This is a genomic window from Bacteroides caecigallinarum (assembly GCF_016901995.1).
In the GTDB taxonomy this organism is placed as follows: Bacteria; Bacteroidota; Bacteroidia; order Bacteroidales; family Bacteroidaceae; genus Phocaeicola; species Phocaeicola cellulolyticus.
In genome coordinates this window covers 14,265-31,909 of record NZ_JACJLE010000027.1, presented here as the reverse complement: position 1 = coordinate 31,909, position 17,645 = coordinate 14,265, and the positions used below count along the sequence as shown (strand labels likewise).

Here is a 17,645-nt window from a genome sequence, read left to right as displayed (position 1 = left end):
CAGTCATCAAACGTATGGCATTTATTTTGCTGATAGAATTCACGTCGATATTTCCAAATATCATAAAATCACGATTTATTAATAAAAAACATAACAGATATGCAAAAAGGTAATATCGGGGTAACTACAGAAAACATATTCCCCATCATTAAAAAGTTCTTATACAGTGACCATGAAATTTTCTTGCGCGAACTTGTTTCAAACGCTGTTGACGCGACACAGAAGTTGAAGACTCTTGCTTCAAAAGGAGAATTCAAGGGTGAATTGGGAGACCTTACCATTAGAGTAAAAGCTGAAAACGACACTATCGTAATTTCAGACCGCGGACTTGGTCTTACTGCTGAAGAAATAGACAAATATATCAACCAGATTGCATTTTCAGGTGCAAATGACTTCCTAGCCAAATATAAAGACGATGCAAACGCAATCATAGGCCATTTCGGTTTAGGTTTCTATTCTGCTTTCATGGTAGCAAAGAAGGTGGAAATCGTAACCAAATCATATCAGGAAGGTGCACAGGCTGTAAAATGGACTTGCGACGGAAGTCCTGAGTTCACTCTTGAGGAAACTGAAAAGGCTGACCGTGGTACAGACATCATACTTTATGTAGATGATGACTGCAAGGAATTCCTTGAAGAAAACCGCCTGAAAGGATTATTGAACAAATATTGCCGTTTCCTGGCTGTGCCTGTAGCATTCGGAAAGAAAAAAGAATGGAAAGACGGCAAGCAGGTAGATACTGACGAAGACAACATCATAAACGACACATGCCCTATATGGACAAAGAAGCCAAGCGAACTTAAGGACGAGGACTACAAGAAATTCTACAGAGACCTCTACCCTATGTCAGACGAGCCTTTGTTCTGGATACATTTGAATGTTGACTATCCGTTCAATCTGACTGGTGTGCTCTACTTCCCGAAAATTAAGAGCAACATCGACTTGCAGAAAAACAAGATACAGTTATACTGCAATCAGGTTTATGTGACAGACTCAGTAGAAGGTATCGTTCCTGACTTCCTGACATTGCTTCACGGTGTAATCGATTCTCCGGATATTCCGCTTAACGTATCACGTTCGTACCTGCAGAGCGACTCTAACGTAAAGAAGATTTCTACATACATAACAAAGAAAGTAGCAGACAGACTTCAGTCAATCTTCAAGAACGACCGTAAAGAATTTGAAAACAAATGGGATGACCTGAAGATTTTCATCAACTACGGAATGTTGACTCAAGAGGACTTCTATTCTAAAGCTGACAAATTTGCACTCTTCAAAGATACAGAAGGCAAATATTACACTCAGGAAGAATACAAGACTCTTATCAGCGGAAACCAGACCGACAAAGATGGTAACCTGATTTATCTGTACGCAAACAACCGTGACGAACAGTATGCTTATATCGATGCAGCCGTAAACAAAGGCTACAACGTACTGATGATGGACGGACAGCTTGATGTTCCGATGATAAACATGCTGGAACAGAAACTGGAAAAGAGCCGTTTCACACGTGTTGACAGCGATGTTATAGACCGCCTGATTGTAAAAGACGAACAGAAAGGCGAAGAGTTGAAAGAAGACAAGCGCAGCATACTTTCTACAGTATTCAGCGGCCAGATGCCAAAACTGCAGAAGACTGAATTCCATGTAGAAACTCAGGCTATGGGCGAAAACGGTTCTCCGATAATAATCACTCAGGCCGAATATATGCGCCGTATGAAGGAAATGGCAAATATTCAGCCGGGAATGAGCTTCTATGGAGAAATGCCTGATATGTACAGCCTTGTACTGAACAGCGACCATAAACTGATCAAACAGGTTTTGAGCGACACAGAAACAGCATGCGCCGAAAAATTGGTTCCTGTAGAATCTGAAATAGCTATACTGTCACTCAGAGAAAGCGAACTCCGTAAAGCTCACGAAGGCAAGAAAGACGAAGAAATCCCCGTTGCCGAAAAAGACGAGCTGAAAGATGTAGAAAAGAAACTTGATGAACAGAAAAATCAGAAGAACAGCATTTTGAATGAATATGCAGCCGGAAACAAAGTTGTACATCAGCTTATTGACCTGGCATTACTGCAGAACGGAATGCTGAAGGGTGAAGCTCTTACAAACTTCGTAAAGAGAAGCATCGAAATGATTTAATACCAACATTATTAATACTATTTAGGGCTATACCGTTATATCAAAATGGCATAGCCCTATTTTTTACTCCTTACATATAGCCCTTTTCTTATAAAATTCTTACACATCTGCAACCGGACACAAATTAAGACCAAACGATAAAAAGCAGGAATTATATTTTGGACCTTTTAAAAAGTTACCGAATGTATCTGACACATATAATGCTTCTTAACCTGCACTATGGAATTTTCTCTACATATTTTGATAATACCCTTATATCAGCACCTGTAATATCGATATGCACATTCATACATATCTGTTTATTTGACAATAAAAAGTATTGTCAATTATACCTTCAAGCAAACACAGATTAGGATAAACAAATGCGATTTTATATCAAACAATAAAAAAATACGGATATAATTCGACTTAGATTTAAAATTTGAGTATCTTTGATAATTGACAATTACGTAACACAATCATTACTTAAAGATGGTATGAAAAAAGCATTTGCACTAATATTATTTCTAATAATCCATATAAGTGGTTCAATATTCGCACAAAAAGTCGGATTGGTTCTTAGTGGTGGCGGTGCAAAGGGAATGACACATATAGGAATAATACGTGCTTTGGAAGAAAACAACATACCTATAGACTATATTACAGGAACATCTATGGGAGCCATTGTAGGCTCATTATATGCCATGGGCTATTCTCCTGATGATATGGGAAAAATGCTCAAATCGCCTGACTTCAAGAAATGGTACTCATCCGGAGGTATAGAAGAAGACTATATGTACTATTTCAAGATGAATCCTCCCACACCGGAATTTATCAATATTCATCTCTCTAATATGAAAATGGCAAAAAAGGTAAAACCACGTTTTTTACCATCAAGCGTTGTCGATCCTATGCACATGAACATTGTATTCGTTGAATTATATGCTCAGGCAACAGCGAAGTGCAAAGGCAATTTCGACAATCTTTTCATTCCATTCAGATGTGTCGCTTCGGATGTATATAACAAAAAAGCGCTCATAATGGACAAAGGAGACCTTGGAGATGCCGTAAGGGCATCAATGAGCTTTCCGGGAATGTTCAAACCTATTGAAATAGATTCTGTATTGGCATACGACGGAGGTATATATGACAATTTTCCCGTATCTACCATGATAAAAGACTTCCATCCGGATGTAATAATAGGCAGCGTAGTCAGCTCAAATCCAAGCAAGCCCAAGGAAGGCGACATCATGGGACAGCTGGAAAACATGATTATGCAAAAGACAGACTATTCCATTCCTGATTCATTAGGTATAATGATGACCTTCAAATACACCGACGTAGGTTTAATGGATTTCGACAGATACGATGAGCTACACGATATCGGCTATAACAGAACCATACAGTTAATGGATTCCATAAAACAAAGGATATCCAGAAGAACAAGCTACAGAATGCTTGAGAAAAAACGTATTGACTTCAAACGTGAGATGCCGGAATTCAAATTCAGAAAAATAATAATAAACGGCACCAACGAGCAGCAGAAAAAATATATTATACGGGGATTTCATGCAAAAGACAATGAAATCTTCAGTCTGGAAGACTTGAGAAAAGGATATTTCAGACTGTTATCAGACAATATGATTGAAGAAATATTGCCACATGCTCAATATGACTATAATGACAGCACATTTACACTTATACTGGATGTAAAAATAGCAGAAGATATATCATTAAGGATAGGCGGTAATGTAGGTTCAAACGGAGCGAACCAAATTTATTTGGGGGCATCATACCATAATCTTGGAAAATACTCCAAAGAGTTTGCCATCGAAGGACAGTTGGGACAGATATATAACAATCTACAGCTTACAGGAAAAATAGACCTGCAAACAGAAATTCCGACATCGTATAGAATGATAATGTCATTATCATCATTCGACTATAAGGGACAGACACAAAACTTCTTTAATCAGATAAACAGTCCTGTTTTCAATAAGAAAGACGAAAGGTTCCTGAAAGCATATATTAGTATGCCATTCCTGAGCAAGCACAAAGCTGAATTTGGAATAGGCATAGCAAGTCTTTACGACCAATATTTCCAGACCAATGTAATAGATTTCACTAACAGCGCAAGAGATAAAAGCAAATACGAGATATTGGGAGGCTCTGTAGTAATGGAAGGAAACACCCTCGACAGCAAGCTTTATGCTGTAAACGGAAAAAGGGAAAGACTTGCGGCAAATATTTACTGGGGAACGGAAAGATTTGAACAAGGTACCGGAACCGACCCATACGACGGTAATTTCAAATATACTCAGGCATGGCTGCAGATTTCATACGAACTTGAAAAATACTTCCGTCTTGGGAAGAAAATATCATTAGGTTCTTATCTGCACGCTTATTACTCGTCACGTAACTTCAGCAATAACTATCGTGCCACCATGATGCAGGCAGGAGAATTCTCTCCTACTCCACACAGCAAGATCAGTTATAACGAAGCCTTCAGAGCCAACCAGTTTGCAGGTTTAGGAGTCATACCGGTTTATAAATTCAATAATATGGTACATGCCAGATTAGGCATATACGGCTTTGTTCCTTTCTTCCCAATATATTGCAATGAAACAAATAAGGCTACTTACGGCAAAATATTCAGCAAATTTGAATATATGGGAGATTTATCATTAGTCGTAAGATTGCCGTTCGGCTCTGTAAGTGCATATTTGAACTACTACAGCTCGCCAAATAAGAATTGGAATGCCGGAATTTCCCTAGGATGGCAGATTTTTGGAGAGAGATTCATGCAATAAACAAATATTTTTTATTTTTCTTCAAAAAAATCTCTCAAAAGCTTGCACAATTAAAAATAAAGGCATACCTTTGCACCCGTTAAAAAAAGATATGGCCGCGTAGCTCAACTGAATAGAGTAGCTGACTACGGATCAGCCGGTTACAGGTTTGAATCCTGTCGCGGTCACTCTTTAATTTTAACAAAAATATGGCTTTGGCCGCGTAGCTCAACTGAATAGAGTAGCTGACTACGGATCAGCCGGTTACAGGTTTGAATCCTGTCGCGGTCACAAAAAAAGACATCTTTAATAAGATGTCTTTTTTTGTATATCTCCATTACAATAAAGGCTTATGAAGATTCAATATTAATGAATTGCTTCATAAGCCTTTATCAATTATCAGCGTTTCAAAAGTCCAATCTTAAAATTCAGTTTAAAATAATATACGCCATTTTCACGTTCAAGGTAGCCGTATTTATCTTTTTCTGTAGAACCTTTTTCCAGGCGTGTGTTATAATAAAGGAAATCGGCAAACACTTGTCTATATGCTTTCTGATAAGACAAGACCTTACCTTCAGAAGTAACAAACATAAAACCGGAAATAGCCGATTCAGTGCCATTATACATCTTGGCAGGACGCATACCCATAGCCAGCGCCAAAAGCAACTCCTTTACCTTATATTCATAGTAGCCGTGCTTGTTTATCAGTTCATTCTTTATTTTAAGCGGATTAAGTTTCTTTATTTCTTCTGTAAGCTCGGAAACTTTTGTAATACCGTCAAGCCACATTATACGTACCATCTCCGCAAACATACGGCCTGCATGCAAGTCTATCAACGAAAGATTGCTTCTGAATATCTTGTCGGCAACATCATTATATTTTAATACGCCTCCAAGGCGTTCTATCATCAACATTCGTGTTGTCACGTCGTCCTCCTCGCCTTCCGCATTTATTTTATTAATTGTAGGCACTGCAAACTTGATACCAGTCTGTTCGAACTTGAAATTGGCAGAACGGCCACCATCCAACAAAGGCAACATTTTACCTCCCAGTCTGGAGCGCACACAAAATCCTACAAGAGGAGCATTTACATCATAGAAAGCCACAGAAAAATCCGTACGATCCTCTGTCTGCGCCTCAAGATTGAAAATAGCCACTTCATCAAGGAATTCCTCTACCCCATCAGGCGACATAACATCATTGCCTGAAGTATTTTTTATAGCTTCGCGGATGAGTTCAGCCACAGTTTCAAAATCCTCTCTTGGTATCTGCTTGTCGATGTTCTCGCCCTTAATTCTTATATAATCCTTCTCAATGATGTATTGACGCGTACCATCATGTTCCTCACGCTGTACCATTGCAACCGGTATCACATTCGTTTCATCAGGTTTCACATCAGGAGTTCCCGCAGAGACATTACCATCCGCCAGAATTCTAAAAAAAGCGTATAATTCGCCCCATTCTCTTTTTGTTGCTTCAAATGCCATATTAATCATTATTAATCCGTTACAAAGATACGGATATTTATTTAACTTTGCAGACATGAAACTAATATTCTATTCAGCGGATTTAAGTACAGAACTGGATTTGCCTTTTGCCACAGAAGGCATACGTGCAGGATTTCCCAGTCCGGCTCAGGACTATATGACAGACAGCATCGACTTAAACAAGGAGCTGGTGCTACATCCTGCCACAACATTTTATGCCCGTGCCGTAGGCAATTCAATGACAGGCTTTGGAATATCAGATGGCGATCTTCTGGTAATAGACAAATCCATTGAGCCTGTTGACGGAGATATAGTAGTGGCATTTATCGATGGAGAATTCACTCTCAAAAAAATAATGAAAGATGAAAACGAATGCAATCTTTGGCTTGTTCCCGGTAATGAAGACTATCCTCCGATAAAAATTACAGAAGAAAATGATTTTATTGTATGGGGAGTACTCACATATAATATAAAGAGGCAGCTGATAAGGTCGAAAAGGAAAAGAGAATAGAAACAGGATCAATCCAGATGCACCTCAATTATATCATTTATGTTTGTTGTAAAACGTTTGGACACATGTTCCCTTTTAAGTCCCCATTTCATGTCATAACCTTGTACAGCAAGTCTCACGGTATTAAATCCATTTTTACGGTTAATCTCATCAATGGCTTTTGTCAATGAAGCCCTCTTTTCACGATCTACGACATCAAACAAATCCCCCTGTACAGCATTGTCGCTGCAAGTATTCCATACCACCACTCCGGCTTTTTTATAGTAATAACATCTACCGTCGGTTTTCCAGTTTTCCCTCAACACTTTTACTGCCGTTGAAACAAGTTCCATCATATCATTTGTAGGGACGGGGAAATACACATTAAACTGCATATAATCACTTGGCAAGTCATTCCTGAACCTGCTTGTATATGCAAACACGCTCATAGCTCCACATACAGTACCATCTTCTTTAAGTTTTCTAGAGCATTGAGATGCAAAATTGGCAACAGCTTCTTCCATCAAACCAAGGTCACTAATTCCTTCGTCAGGAAAACTGCGACTTGTACATATAGACTTTTTATTAGGCAAATCCTCTATACTGATACAACTTTCTCCTCTCAGTTCCTTCCATGTGCGTACACCTGTCACAGTCAATTCTCTTCTCACCCACGCCTCGGATTTCTGCACAAAATCCCATGCCGTCTCCACTCCTATGCTTTTCAGCCTTCTGGCTATCCTGCGTCCTATTCCCCACACATCGGCAATATCAAAAAGTTTCAGTGCCTTCTCTCTTTTTTCATCAGTATCAATCATACATACAGAATGATAGCCCTTATACTTTTTGGCAAATTTACTTGCCATTTTTGCCAAAGTCCTAGTAGGCGCAATTCCAAGAGATATAGGTATTCCTGTTCCTCTGGTAATATATTTCACTATATCATGCGCATATACAGAAAGTTCTTCCGGGTTTCCCATTCCTGACATATCCATGAAAGCCTCATCTATGGAATATATGTCCAGTTTTGGCGTACATGCCGACAGTAGCGTCATAACCCTGCGGCTCATATCTCCATACAGCACATAATTACTGCTGAATACAGCAACGCCATTATCCTCAAGCAATTGTCTGACCTGATAAAAAGGTGCCCCCATCTTTATACCTAATGCCTTTGCCTCATTACTGCGGGCTATCACACAACCGTCATTGTTTGACAGTACCACACAAGGAGTGTTCCTCAAATCAGGACGGAACACTCTCTCGCACGATACAAAGAAATTATTACAATCCACAAGGGCTATCATAGGCTACTGACAGATATATTAAATTTTAAATTCAGCGGTTACCGAACTTCCGCAATGTATTCCTTCAGGAAGAGTCACTTCATACTGTTTTCCATTTATTGTAATTGTAAGACTCTTTATGGCCGGATTCATAGTAGCCTCTGTAACAGAAATTCTATATTTCCCGTCTGTTTTCTGCACCATAACTGCAGCAGGCTCTGAAACCGACATTGACAAGCCCTTATATTTCAATCCTTTATTACCAGGATAGAAGACTGCCTGCACTACTGTTTTGTCCAGTGATCTAACAGCCTGTACCAAAGTGTCATTACTCATAACCTCAAACGGCAATTTCCCTTCAGGAATTCCTTTACCGGCATATACCACATATCCATATTTGTCATCTACTGGTTTACGTCCATGCTCTGCCCAAATTCTCAGAATATTCACGTTTTTAGGCATTGACGGTGTTATCTTATTTGAAGGATTAAGTTTCTTCCATTCAGTAGGACGTGTTTCACATGATACAAACGCTTTATTGGTGAATTCAGGTAGGACAGTATAACAGAATTTTCCGGTCTGTGACAACCATACCGGATTTTTCATGTCTGACTTCAATACCACAGCTTCACCTTCGTTTACAGGACTTCTCTTACCGTTCTTTACAATACACACATCATTCTCCCATGCAGTCTGGTCAATGGTAGTGCGCAAATCACCTTCTATTTCAGGTTCCATATTGGTAAGTCCGGCACCTAAAGCCACAAAATAATCTCCCAGAATGAAATATCCTTTATAAACCTTAAATCCATAAAGCATTTCATTTTCAGCTTTACCGGCATCACCTTTGTCATTTACGCCTTTCTTTTCGGAGCCGTTCATTTTTTCAAAAATAATTCCTGCCACTCCATTCTCACCACCGTCTGTTGCTCCTGCCGCAAAGTTATGTTTACTGCAATACCCTCTCCAGTTTGTCACAGGAACAAGTCTATCCATTCCTTCTCTTGCAGTTACACCAGGCATGGCCGTCACATCCCAGCCTCCCATAACTTTGAAATACTCATCACCATCACGCTGGAACAACGTAGCTCCATCAGTAGGATAGAAATTATAATTATCCGCAAAAGCCGCACTTTCCAGACCATCCGTTCTGAAGGAAGCCATATTTATATCTATATGATAATCTGAGTTTTTCTTTATAAGGTCATCGTTATTGAAAAACCATCTCACACCTTTATACATTCCGTCAGAATATCCATCCATGAAAATTCTGTTTGTCTTCACCTCCTTCTGTAATGCCATAAGTTCTTTCTGTTCTTCTGCACTAAAAGAAGAAAGCCAGTTTTTCACTACCCCATCCAACATTTTTGCATATGGGATACTTTTTTCATTTGGATTATAAACATATGACCCTCTATCAAGTCCTGGAAGTCTGTAACCTTTATAATAATACCAACTTCCCCCTCTGAAAAAGTTCATCAGGGCATCAGTGTTTGTTTTATCCAACTGTTGTGCCCATGGAGTACCACGCAGCATTGTAAGCATATTGAGTGCATTTGAAGCCCCGTCTATAGGATACCCCCAAACCAGACACTGCATGCCGTGTCCCCATCCCGCACCATCTGCAGTAAAGCCTTCTGTCCAGAATGACTCTTCGTAAGTCACCTGCGAAGTCATACTTATACTTCTCTGGCATACTTCAGCAAGCAAATCAACCATAGGAACAGAGCTATACATGGCTGCTACAGGCAACAACGAACGGTATGCCAAAGCATTGCCTCCAACCCACCACACGTGATTACGAAATCTCTCGATAGAAACCACATTATTATCTGTAGCATCATTTCTCAATGGTTGGGTCCATGCCTGAAGACCTACTACCTTCAACATATCACAGGCATCTGTCACCAAAGGACCGGCTTCTCCTTTTTCAGCCTTGTCCATCAAGTCAACCATTGCAAAATAAATATTTACAGCAGCAGTAGGAATAGCAAAACATGAAGCATGGAAACGCGGTTTGTCATTAGGACGTGAGATTTCCAGCATACCATAATGTTTTATTGCTTTCATCACCTTATCAGACAAAGCTTCTTCAGCGGGCAGGTATCCCAATCTGCAAGCGCTGCATATCTGAAAGATTCTTTCCAGCGCATCGCCTATAAAGATTCCCACCTTATCGTCCGATGTATTTGCAAAACCTTTATTATATGCATCGTTCTCCTCAAAAGCTTTTTCCGTTGCATCCATATCAGAGAATGTACCATCCCCTGTAAGCAAAGAAACATACTCGCGTGCCTTCACACCATCTTTCAAAACTTTCAACCTATAAGGATTCTCGTGAAAATAGCTGCGCAATCTTTTTACAGCCTCTGTTTTATCCGAACTAGCTTCAACAGATTCTACATTATAATATTTCTTATAATTCTCAAACGCCAGATTAATTTCACTTTGCTGGGCATATACCGAACATCCCCAAAAAACCGGTAATAATAAAAGATACTTTTTCATTGTATTTATTGATTTCTTGTTTGTCAAGCAAAGATATAAAAATATTATAAAAATAGATCTTCAAAAAGGCATATACAGCATTTTATTTCGTCACGAGCGCATATTTGCGTATTTTTTTAACCAAAAACCTTTACAAAGCTGACAAATTACATAAAAAGACAACTAATTATTCATTTTTTTATTTTATATTTGCGCAATAAATTCAAATTATTAATATCATGGAAATTAAAAAGAATTTAGGATTGGCACTTTTGTCTGCTGCAGTACTGGCATCATGCAGCACAAAGCCTGAAAAGACTGGAAGTTTTATTGATGCCGAAATCAGCAACATGGTAGCACAGCATACCATCCAAACCGATATTATCGAAAAGAGCGGTAAAATTCTCAACCCTCGTACTCTTGACAAGAACGGAAATATTCACTATGTACCTATCGATGATTGGACAAGCGGTTTCTTCCCTGGAAGTATGTGGTTGGACTACGATCTGACAAAAGACGAAAAATGGAAAAAACTTGCTGAGAAATATACTGAAGCCCTTGATTCAGTGAAATACCTTAAATGGCATCACGATGTAGGTTTCATGATAGGATGCAGCTACCTTACAGGATATAGAGTTGCAGACAAACCAGAATATGTTGACGTAATCGTTGAAGCAGCAAAATCACTTTCTACTCGTTTCCGTCCGGGAGCAGGTGTAATCCAGTCATGGGATGCTGACCGCGGATGGCAGGGTAAACGCGGATGGGAATGCCCGGTTATCATTGACAACATGATGAACCTTGAATTGCTTTTCGAAGCTACTAAACTATCCGGCGACTCTACATTCCACAAGATTGCGGTTTCTCACGCTGACCAGACAATGAAGAACCACTTCCGTCCTGACAACAGCTGCTACCACGTAGTTGACTACGCACTGAAAGACGGAGCTGTTCGCAGCCGTCAGACAGCACAGGGATACGCACACGAATCAGCATGGGCTCGCGGTCAGGCATGGGCTATCTACGGATACACTACATGCTACCGTTACACTCACGACAAGAAGTATCTTGACCAGGCAGAAAATACTCTTAACTTCTACCTCAATGACAAGAACCTTCCTGAGGACCTTATCCCATACTGGGACTTCGATGCTCCTAACATTCCTAACGAACCAAGAGACGCATCTGCTGCAGCATGTATAGCATCTGCATTGTACGAAATGGATGGTTATTGCCCGGGAAAGAACTATAAGGAACTTGCAGACAAGATTCTGACAAACCTTTCTTCACCTAACTACAAAGCCAAAGTTGGTGAAAACGGTAATTTCATCCTTATGCACTCTGTAGGTAGTATTCCTCACGGACAGGAAATAGATGTTCCATTGAACTACGCCGACTACTACTATCAGGAAGCAATTGTTCGCAAACGTAATCTGGAGAACAACCAGCCATTACCATTTGTAGGAAAATAAATTACAAGAGAGAATAAGTTAATAATTAAAAATCAAATCGGGAGAATCCCGTAGAAATATCTGTATTGCTTTGGGATGAAAAAGAATCTCGACATCACTATACGCAATACAGATATTTTTTTCTTGAAACCATCAATCAAAGCTATAAAAATCATGAGAAATCTAATTCTTCCTCTTACCGGTCTGTCACTCTTTTCTGCCGGATGCGCACAAAAGCAGGAGCAGAAAACACCGGAAATGCCTAACGTAGTATATGTTTTCCCGGATCAGTACAGAAACATGGCTATGGGCTTCTGGAACGAACCGGAATTCAACAAGAACGTCAACTTCAAGGCTGACCCAGTACACACTCCAAACATAAACAGATTTGCCAAAGAATCGCTCGTGCTTTCAAATGCCATGAGTAACTGTCCTTTGAGTAGTCCGCACCGTGGAAGTCTTCTCACAGGAATGTATCCTAACGAAAGTGGAGTACCTTTGAACTGTAACTCCAACCGTCCTATCAGCTCACTGCGCACAGACCTTGAATGTATAAGCGACGTTTACAGCAAGAACGGATACGACTGTGCATACTTCGGAAAACTGCATGCCGATTTCCCAACCCCTAATGACCCGGAAAACCCGGGCAAATATGTAGAAGAGAGAATACCTGCATGGGATGCCTATACTCCTAAGGAAAGACGTCACGGATTCAACTACTGGTATTCTTACGGAACTTTCGACGTACACAAGAACCCGCATTACTGGGACAACGACGGAAAGAAACACGAGCCAAAAGAATGGTCGCCTATACACGAAGCGAAAGAAGTCGTTTCATATCTGAAAAATGAAAGAAACCAGCGCGACACAAGCAAACCGTTCTTCATAATGGTAGGTATGAATCCTCCTCACAGCCCATACCGTTCGCTTGACGACTGTATGGAAGAAGATTTCAATCTCTATAAGGACCAGCCTATTGACAGTCTGCTTATCCGTCCTAATGCCGACAAGAAACGTGAGAAATCCGAATCTGCAAGATATTATTTCGCATCCGTAACAGGTGTTGACCGTGCCTTCGGTATGATACTCGACTGCCTGAAAGAAATGGGATTAGACAAGAACACAATAGTAGTATTTACTTCCGACCACGGCGAGACCATGTGCAGCCAGTTTACCGATGATCCGAAGAACTCACCGTATGCAGAGTCAATGAATGTTCCTTTCATCATCAGATACCCGGGACACCTTCGCCCAAGAGTTGACAATCTGATGATTTCAACTCCTGACATCATGCCTACAATGCTGGCAATGTGTAACCTCGAAAAGTTCATCCCAGAAGGAATACACGGACATAACTACGCTCCACTCTTCAAAGAAGAAAACACAGAGACAATAGTACGTCCTGAAGGAGCACTCTACATACAGAACATGGATGGAGAAAAAGACAAAGACGGAAAAGTAATAAGCTATTTTCCACGTTCTAGAGGTATAAAGACACACAAATATACTTTGGCACTCTACATCGACAGGGAAAACAAGCTTACAAAGACATTACTTTTCGATGATGAGAAAGACCCATATCAGCTGAACAATCTTTCACTTGACGAGAACAAACAGGCAGTAGAAGAGCTTCTGGCACTTATGGGCAAACAACTGAAAGAAATAAACGATCCATGGTATAAGGAACAGATACTTTCCGACATGGTAAAATATTAATACCTATTATGTCCGGCTGCCTTAATCATTCTGATTATAAAGCAGTCGGATATTTTTATCATTTCTCATAATAAATTTAAAATGAAACGCATATTATCAATTCTTCCATCACTGGCCTTTGCCACCTGTGTCATGGCTGAAAACATTACAGTAGGCACAACGCAAGACCTCGTAAATGCTGCGGCAACAGTAAAACCCGGCGATACTATTCTATTGACCGACGGAACATACAGAGACCTACGTCTTACGGTAACTGCAGACGGAACAGGCGACAAGATGATAACCATAAAAGCCCAGAACCCGGGCAAAGCATATATCTCCGGCAATTCAGCAATCGAACTCCGCGGAGATTACATCCACCTGTCGGGATTGTATTTCAAGGACGGCAGCAGAAATCCTAGCGAATGGAAAACTCACGGCCCTGGTATAGTAAGCATTTATGCCGACCATTGCGAAGTGTCAGACTGCCTGTTCTACGATTTCGATAACGCAAACTCATCATATATATCTACCAATCTCGACGAAACAGGTCATGTACCTCAATATTGCCATATACACCACTGTGCATTTGTAGGCAAAACGACCCAGGATCAGGTTATAAATCTTAATAACACCAGAAAGAAAACCCTTGAAGGAGAACCTGGAAAACCGATGTATCACCGCATCAGCTATTGCTATTTCTCCAATCCCCCAAAGAAAGGCAATGCCGGAGGCGGCATCAGAGTAGGCTACTGGCGCAAAGACTACGGAAGATGTCTGATAGACCACAACCTGTTTGAAAGACAAGACTCTGAAGCCGAGATTGTGACAAGCAAATCTATGGAGAATGTATATTTCGCCAACACATTCATCAACTGTCGCGGAACACTTAATTTCCGTCATGGCGACAAGCAGGTTGCCCTGAACAACATATTCATAGGATCAGACGAAATGTACGGTTATGGCGGCATGTACATCTGGGGCAGTAACCACATTATAGGCAATAACTTCTTTTATCTTCCTAAAACGATGAAAGACAGAGGATACGCAGGTATATATTTCAACTGCGGACCGAAAGCAAGCGAACACGCTCTGGCATACGATATGGTGGTAGTGAGCAATACTTTTATAGCTGTACAAGGAACAGCATTCAACCTTGCGCCTATGTATGACAGACGTCTGAAAGCCTTTGGAGATGCAGCAGAATTGCCTCACGACATAACATTTGTCAACAATTATATATCTTCCCACAACAAGACAAAGTCTATCTGGTACGAAGAAAAAGGCAACTCAGCCAATCAGAAATGGGAAGGCAATGTGTGTTCAGGCATAGATGTTACGGGCATAAAAGGCTGGGAGAACGGTACAGCACCAAAAGGCATCACCGCAGAAGAGTTAACAAGAATTCTTCCATACACATCTATCGAAGGAATAGACATGGATTTCGTAAAGGTACTCTCCACTCCTCTTCAGGACAAACCTCTGAACAAAAAGATTACAGGTCCTTCATGGTGTGACGAATACCCGGGCAATTATGCCGAAACGGGCATCTTCGCACAGTAAAATACAGTTCTGGTGGACACGGTCACTCCTTTCCTGCCAAGATATAGACAGGATGGAATTTCGAAGCAATGTTCTTCAACACCCCGCTGTCCACCAGAAGTTTTATATACCTCGACGATTTTGACAGATTGAATCCCGTCAGTTTCTCAAAATCCTTACGCTGCATATATTCATTTTCGGCAAAATAGCCTTGCAGTCTTTTCATCACTTCCTCATCAGTCATTTTCTCCGAGTGTCGCGACTTGTCTGTCACTCTCTGTAAGTTCGCTGTTTCAAATTTTTCCAGAAGTTCCTTTTCGGGAACAAATTTTATTCCCCTCACCCATACATCAACATCAGCCTTATTTTCCAAACCGACTTCAGAATTACATCCAAGACTCAGACTGAAATACCCCAGCCCGTCAATATGTACTGAATAGCCGTCGCTCAAAGCATTATACAGTTCGTCGCTTAGGGCTGTCAGCACCGCAACCACATCGGCAGGTGTAGCGGTACACTTCATTGTGATATACTCACGAATATTTTTTGTTGTAATGACGTCCTTAGTCACCACCTTGGCATGCAGTTTTTGACTGCCGTTTCCCTCATTGCCGGGATTCTCATATAAATCATATTCTATTTCCATAATTTAAAAACTTTGTTTTGTTTCACATTTCCAGACGTCATTATTCGTCTGTCTCCACACGTTCGTGTCAAGATCTCAACACGCTCGTGTGGAGAGCTGCACACGCCCGTGTGGAGCACTCGACACGGCCGTGTGGAGGTAAAGATGCTTAAATTTTTCGAAACAGCCAAACTTACGGATAAGTTATTATTTTCGCAGGCTGTATTTGTCCGTATTCGGTTTTTTATGATAGTGAGGATGTCAGGATGTGGTAAAAATAGTCATACTGAGTAAGTATTTGAACGAAACAATAATGAGAAATAAAATATAATTAATATTTTTGCATTCAAAGTAATAAAATTTAATAGAGATGTCTGATTTAAATAGAATAAAAGTTTGCCGGTTATAATGAATGAAGGATATGAGCAATAAAATAAACAGTCCGTATTCTGCAGCTATGACCGGTTGCGGATTTATGTGGGAGGAAATGACAAATGTGTTGCCGCTATTAATGTCTGATGATTCAGAAGCATTGTTAAAGCAAGAGATTATAGAGAATAATTATTTAATGATGCGAACAGAACAGACCAGAAAAAGAGCTGTAGCCGAATTTGTAAAAAGATATAAGGCAGTACCAATGCACTTTTGGGAGTCTTATAAGGGATTTTCAAAAGAAGCTAAGATAGTAGCCATGTATTTTGTAAATCTGAAATGCTACAAGTTGTTTTATGATTTACATCTGAATCTTGTTTTAAAGAAATGGAATTCGGTACATCAAAGTATAACAAAGCAGGATGTCTTGGTAGAGATTAACGAGATTGCCGCTAATGATGAGTTTGTGTGCGGTTGGAGCGAAATAACAAAAGAAAAAATCGCCATTTCTTTTTTGTCTTTTCTAAAGAAAACCGGTTTTATAAAAGACAAGTCAGGAACTCTCTCTCCTATATATTTGGGTGATGAAGAATTTGCTTTTTATCTGAAACTTGGTGAAGCGTGGTTCTTGGATGCTTGCCTGCTTCAGCAATATGAAATCAACCGTATAAAACAAGTTGCATTATGAAGAGTATGACTATTCCTGAATTATATAATCTTCTGTGCAGCGAAGACTTCAAGAATACTGAAAATGATATTTTCTATAATTTCTATATCTTTCAGTATCCTCCAGAAGATGAATATAAAATGCGATGCCGGATTGAAGAATTCAAAGTTCAATTATTGCGTCCTGTAAATTATGTAGATGTTTTGAAAATTGATTTATTCAAGGAGTTTTGCATATTTCTCGACAATCAGTCTTTTGGAAAGAAACATCCCTCCTATCTGAAATATATGCTCGAAAAGGATGAGACAGACCATGAAGCTGTTACGAGAACTTTAACTAATAAAGCAAATTCTCCACAGTTCTACGAGTATCTGCATAACCGGATAATGGAACATATTTCCATTAAGGACGACAAACTGCGTCCATACGTTTTTTTATATGGTATAGGCTCAATGTATCCATATATGCGTACCAGCAGCCTTCTTGCCAGTTATGAACAGTACAACAAGAGCAACAAGTATAAAATCATAGTGTTTTATCCGGGTGAAAAAGAAGGAAATACTTTCCGCCTGTTCAACAGAATAGATGATGAACATACATACCGTGCCATTTTATTAATCAACGACTAA

12 protein-coding genes and 2 tRNA genes are annotated in these 17,645 nt (G+C 39.9%); 10 read left to right on the top strand and 4 right to left on the bottom strand.

All coding sequences use genetic code 11. The annotated features are described in order from the left end of the window. Positions 1 to 99 precede the first annotated feature (99 nt). From htpG to H6A61_RS08465, 4 genes are all read left to right on the top strand, one after another. Positions 100 to 2,145, top strand: coding sequence for a molecular chaperone HtpG (htpG, locus tag H6A61_RS08480; protein ID WP_154042802.1), 2,046 nt, complete (start codon positions 100 to 102; stop codon positions 2,143 to 2,145). Between the two features lie 476 nt (positions 2,146 to 2,621). After that, a complete protein-coding gene (locus H6A61_RS08475) occupies positions 2,622 to 4,934 on the top strand; it encodes a patatin-like phospholipase family protein (RefSeq protein ID WP_204392841.1) in 2,313 nt (770 codons plus the stop codon). Positions 4,935 to 5,027: 93 nt separating this feature from the next. Further along, positions 5,028 to 5,101 (top strand) — tRNA-Arg (locus tag H6A61_RS08470). 29 nt (positions 5,102 to 5,130) lie between these two features. Continuing rightward, positions 5,131 to 5,204: transfer RNA gene (locus tag H6A61_RS08465), tRNA-Arg, on the top strand. Positions 5,205 to 5,312: 108 nt separating this feature from the next. Here the strand turns inward: H6A61_RS08465 and H6A61_RS08460 are convergent. Further along, positions 5,313 to 6,401 carry an HpaII family restriction endonuclease gene (locus H6A61_RS08460; protein WP_204392839.1) on the bottom strand — a complete coding sequence of 363 codons (1,089 nt, stop codon included), beginning with the start codon at positions 6,399 to 6,401 and terminating at the stop codon, positions 5,313 to 5,315. 55 nt (positions 6,402 to 6,456) lie between these two features. On the opposite strand from H6A61_RS08460, the gene H6A61_RS08455 reads away from it, so the two are divergent. After that, positions 6,457 to 6,912 carry a LexA family protein gene (locus H6A61_RS08455; protein ID WP_154042805.1) on the top strand — a complete coding sequence of 152 codons (456 nt, stop codon included), beginning with the start codon at positions 6,457 to 6,459 and terminating at the stop codon, positions 6,910 to 6,912. Between the two features lie 8 nt (positions 6,913 to 6,920). On the opposite strand, the gene H6A61_RS08450 is transcribed toward H6A61_RS08455, so the two are convergent. Both H6A61_RS08450 and H6A61_RS08445 read right to left on the bottom strand, forming a co-directional pair. Beyond that, on the bottom strand, positions 6,921 to 8,198 hold the full coding sequence (locus tag H6A61_RS08450; protein WP_204392837.1) for a Y-family DNA polymerase: 1,278 nt from the start codon (positions 8,196 to 8,198) through the stop codon (positions 6,921 to 6,923). Positions 8,199 to 8,216: 18 nt separating this feature from the next. Beyond that, positions 8,217 to 10,685, bottom strand: a complete 2,469-nt coding sequence (locus H6A61_RS08445; protein WP_204392835.1) for a polysaccharide lyase family 8 super-sandwich domain-containing protein — start codon at positions 10,683 to 10,685, stop codon at positions 8,217 to 8,219. Positions 10,686 to 10,903: 218 nt separating this feature from the next. On the opposite strand from H6A61_RS08445, the gene H6A61_RS08440 reads away from it, so the two are divergent. The 3 genes from H6A61_RS08440 to H6A61_RS08430 all read left to right on the top strand — a co-directional run bounded on the left by H6A61_RS08440 (position 10,904) and on the right by H6A61_RS08430 (position 15,373). After that, entirely contained in the window at positions 10,904 to 12,136 is a 1,233-nt protein-coding gene (locus tag H6A61_RS08440) for a glycoside hydrolase family 88 protein (RefSeq protein ID WP_204392833.1), read from the top strand. A 153-nt stretch (positions 12,137 to 12,289) separates the two neighbouring features. Beyond that, positions 12,290 to 13,831 carry a sulfatase family protein gene (locus tag H6A61_RS08435; protein WP_154042809.1) on the top strand — a complete coding sequence of 514 codons (1,542 nt, stop codon included), beginning with the start codon at positions 12,290 to 12,292 and terminating at the stop codon, positions 13,829 to 13,831. A gap of 81 nt (positions 13,832 to 13,912) precedes the next feature. Beyond that, positions 13,913 to 15,373 carry a chondroitinase-B domain-containing protein gene (locus H6A61_RS08430; RefSeq protein ID WP_204392831.1) on the top strand — a complete coding sequence of 487 codons (1,461 nt, stop codon included), beginning with the start codon at positions 13,913 to 13,915 and terminating at the stop codon, positions 15,371 to 15,373. A gap of 22 nt (positions 15,374 to 15,395) precedes the next feature. On the opposite strand, the gene H6A61_RS08425 is transcribed toward H6A61_RS08430, so the two are convergent. Then, positions 15,396 to 15,998: a hypothetical protein gene (locus tag H6A61_RS08425; protein WP_204392829.1), complete on the bottom strand. Its 603-nt coding sequence runs from the start codon at positions 15,996 to 15,998 to the stop codon at positions 15,396 to 15,398. A gap of 400 nt (positions 15,999 to 16,398) precedes the next feature. Here H6A61_RS08425 and H6A61_RS08420 point away from each other — a divergent pair, with 400 nt between their 5' ends. After that, complete coding sequence (locus H6A61_RS08420; RefSeq protein WP_204392827.1) at positions 16,399 to 17,037, top strand: BrxA family protein; 639 nt, start codon at positions 16,399 to 16,401, stop codon at positions 17,035 to 17,037. Next, entirely contained in the window at positions 17,034 to 17,645 is a 612-nt protein-coding gene (locus H6A61_RS08415) for a BREX protein BrxB domain-containing protein (protein WP_239469158.1), read from the top strand. Before H6A61_RS08420 ends, H6A61_RS08415 begins: the two co-directional genes overlap by 4 nt.

Excerpts from the sequence above, each read along its gene's own strand:
- htpG (WP_154042802.1), top strand. The coding sequence starts at position 100 with ATGCAAAAAGGTAATATCGGGGTAACTACAGAAAACATATTCCCCATC.
- H6A61_RS08475 (WP_204392841.1), top strand. The coding sequence starts at position 2,622 with ATGAAAAAAGCATTTGCACTAATATTATTTCTAATAATCCATATAAGT.
- H6A61_RS08460 (WP_204392839.1), bottom strand. The coding sequence starts at position 6,401 with ATGGCATTTGAAGCAACAAAAAGAGAATGGGGCGAATTATACGCTTTT.
- H6A61_RS08455 (WP_154042805.1), top strand. The coding sequence starts at position 6,457 with ATGAAACTAATATTCTATTCAGCGGATTTAAGTACAGAACTGGATTTG.
- H6A61_RS08450 (WP_204392837.1), bottom strand. The coding sequence starts at position 8,198 with ATGATAGCCCTTGTGGATTGTAATAATTTCTTTGTATCGTGCGAGAGA.
- H6A61_RS08445 (WP_204392835.1), bottom strand. The coding sequence starts at position 10,685 with ATGAAAAAGTATCTTTTATTATTACCGGTTTTTTGGGGATGTTCGGTA.
- H6A61_RS08440 (WP_204392833.1), top strand. The coding sequence starts at position 10,904 with ATGGAAATTAAAAAGAATTTAGGATTGGCACTTTTGTCTGCTGCAGTA.
- H6A61_RS08435 (WP_154042809.1), top strand. The coding sequence starts at position 12,290 with ATGAGAAATCTAATTCTTCCTCTTACCGGTCTGTCACTCTTTTCTGCC.
- H6A61_RS08430 (WP_204392831.1), top strand. The coding sequence starts at position 13,913 with ATGAAACGCATATTATCAATTCTTCCATCACTGGCCTTTGCCACCTGT.
- H6A61_RS08425 (WP_204392829.1), bottom strand. The coding sequence starts at position 15,998 with ATGGAAATAGAATATGATTTATATGAGAATCCCGGCAATGAGGGAAAC.
- H6A61_RS08420 (WP_204392827.1), top strand. The coding sequence starts at position 16,399 with ATGAGCAATAAAATAAACAGTCCGTATTCTGCAGCTATGACCGGTTGC.
- H6A61_RS08415 (WP_239469158.1), top strand. The coding sequence starts at position 17,034 with ATGAAGAGTATGACTATTCCTGAATTATATAATCTTCTGTGCAGCGAA.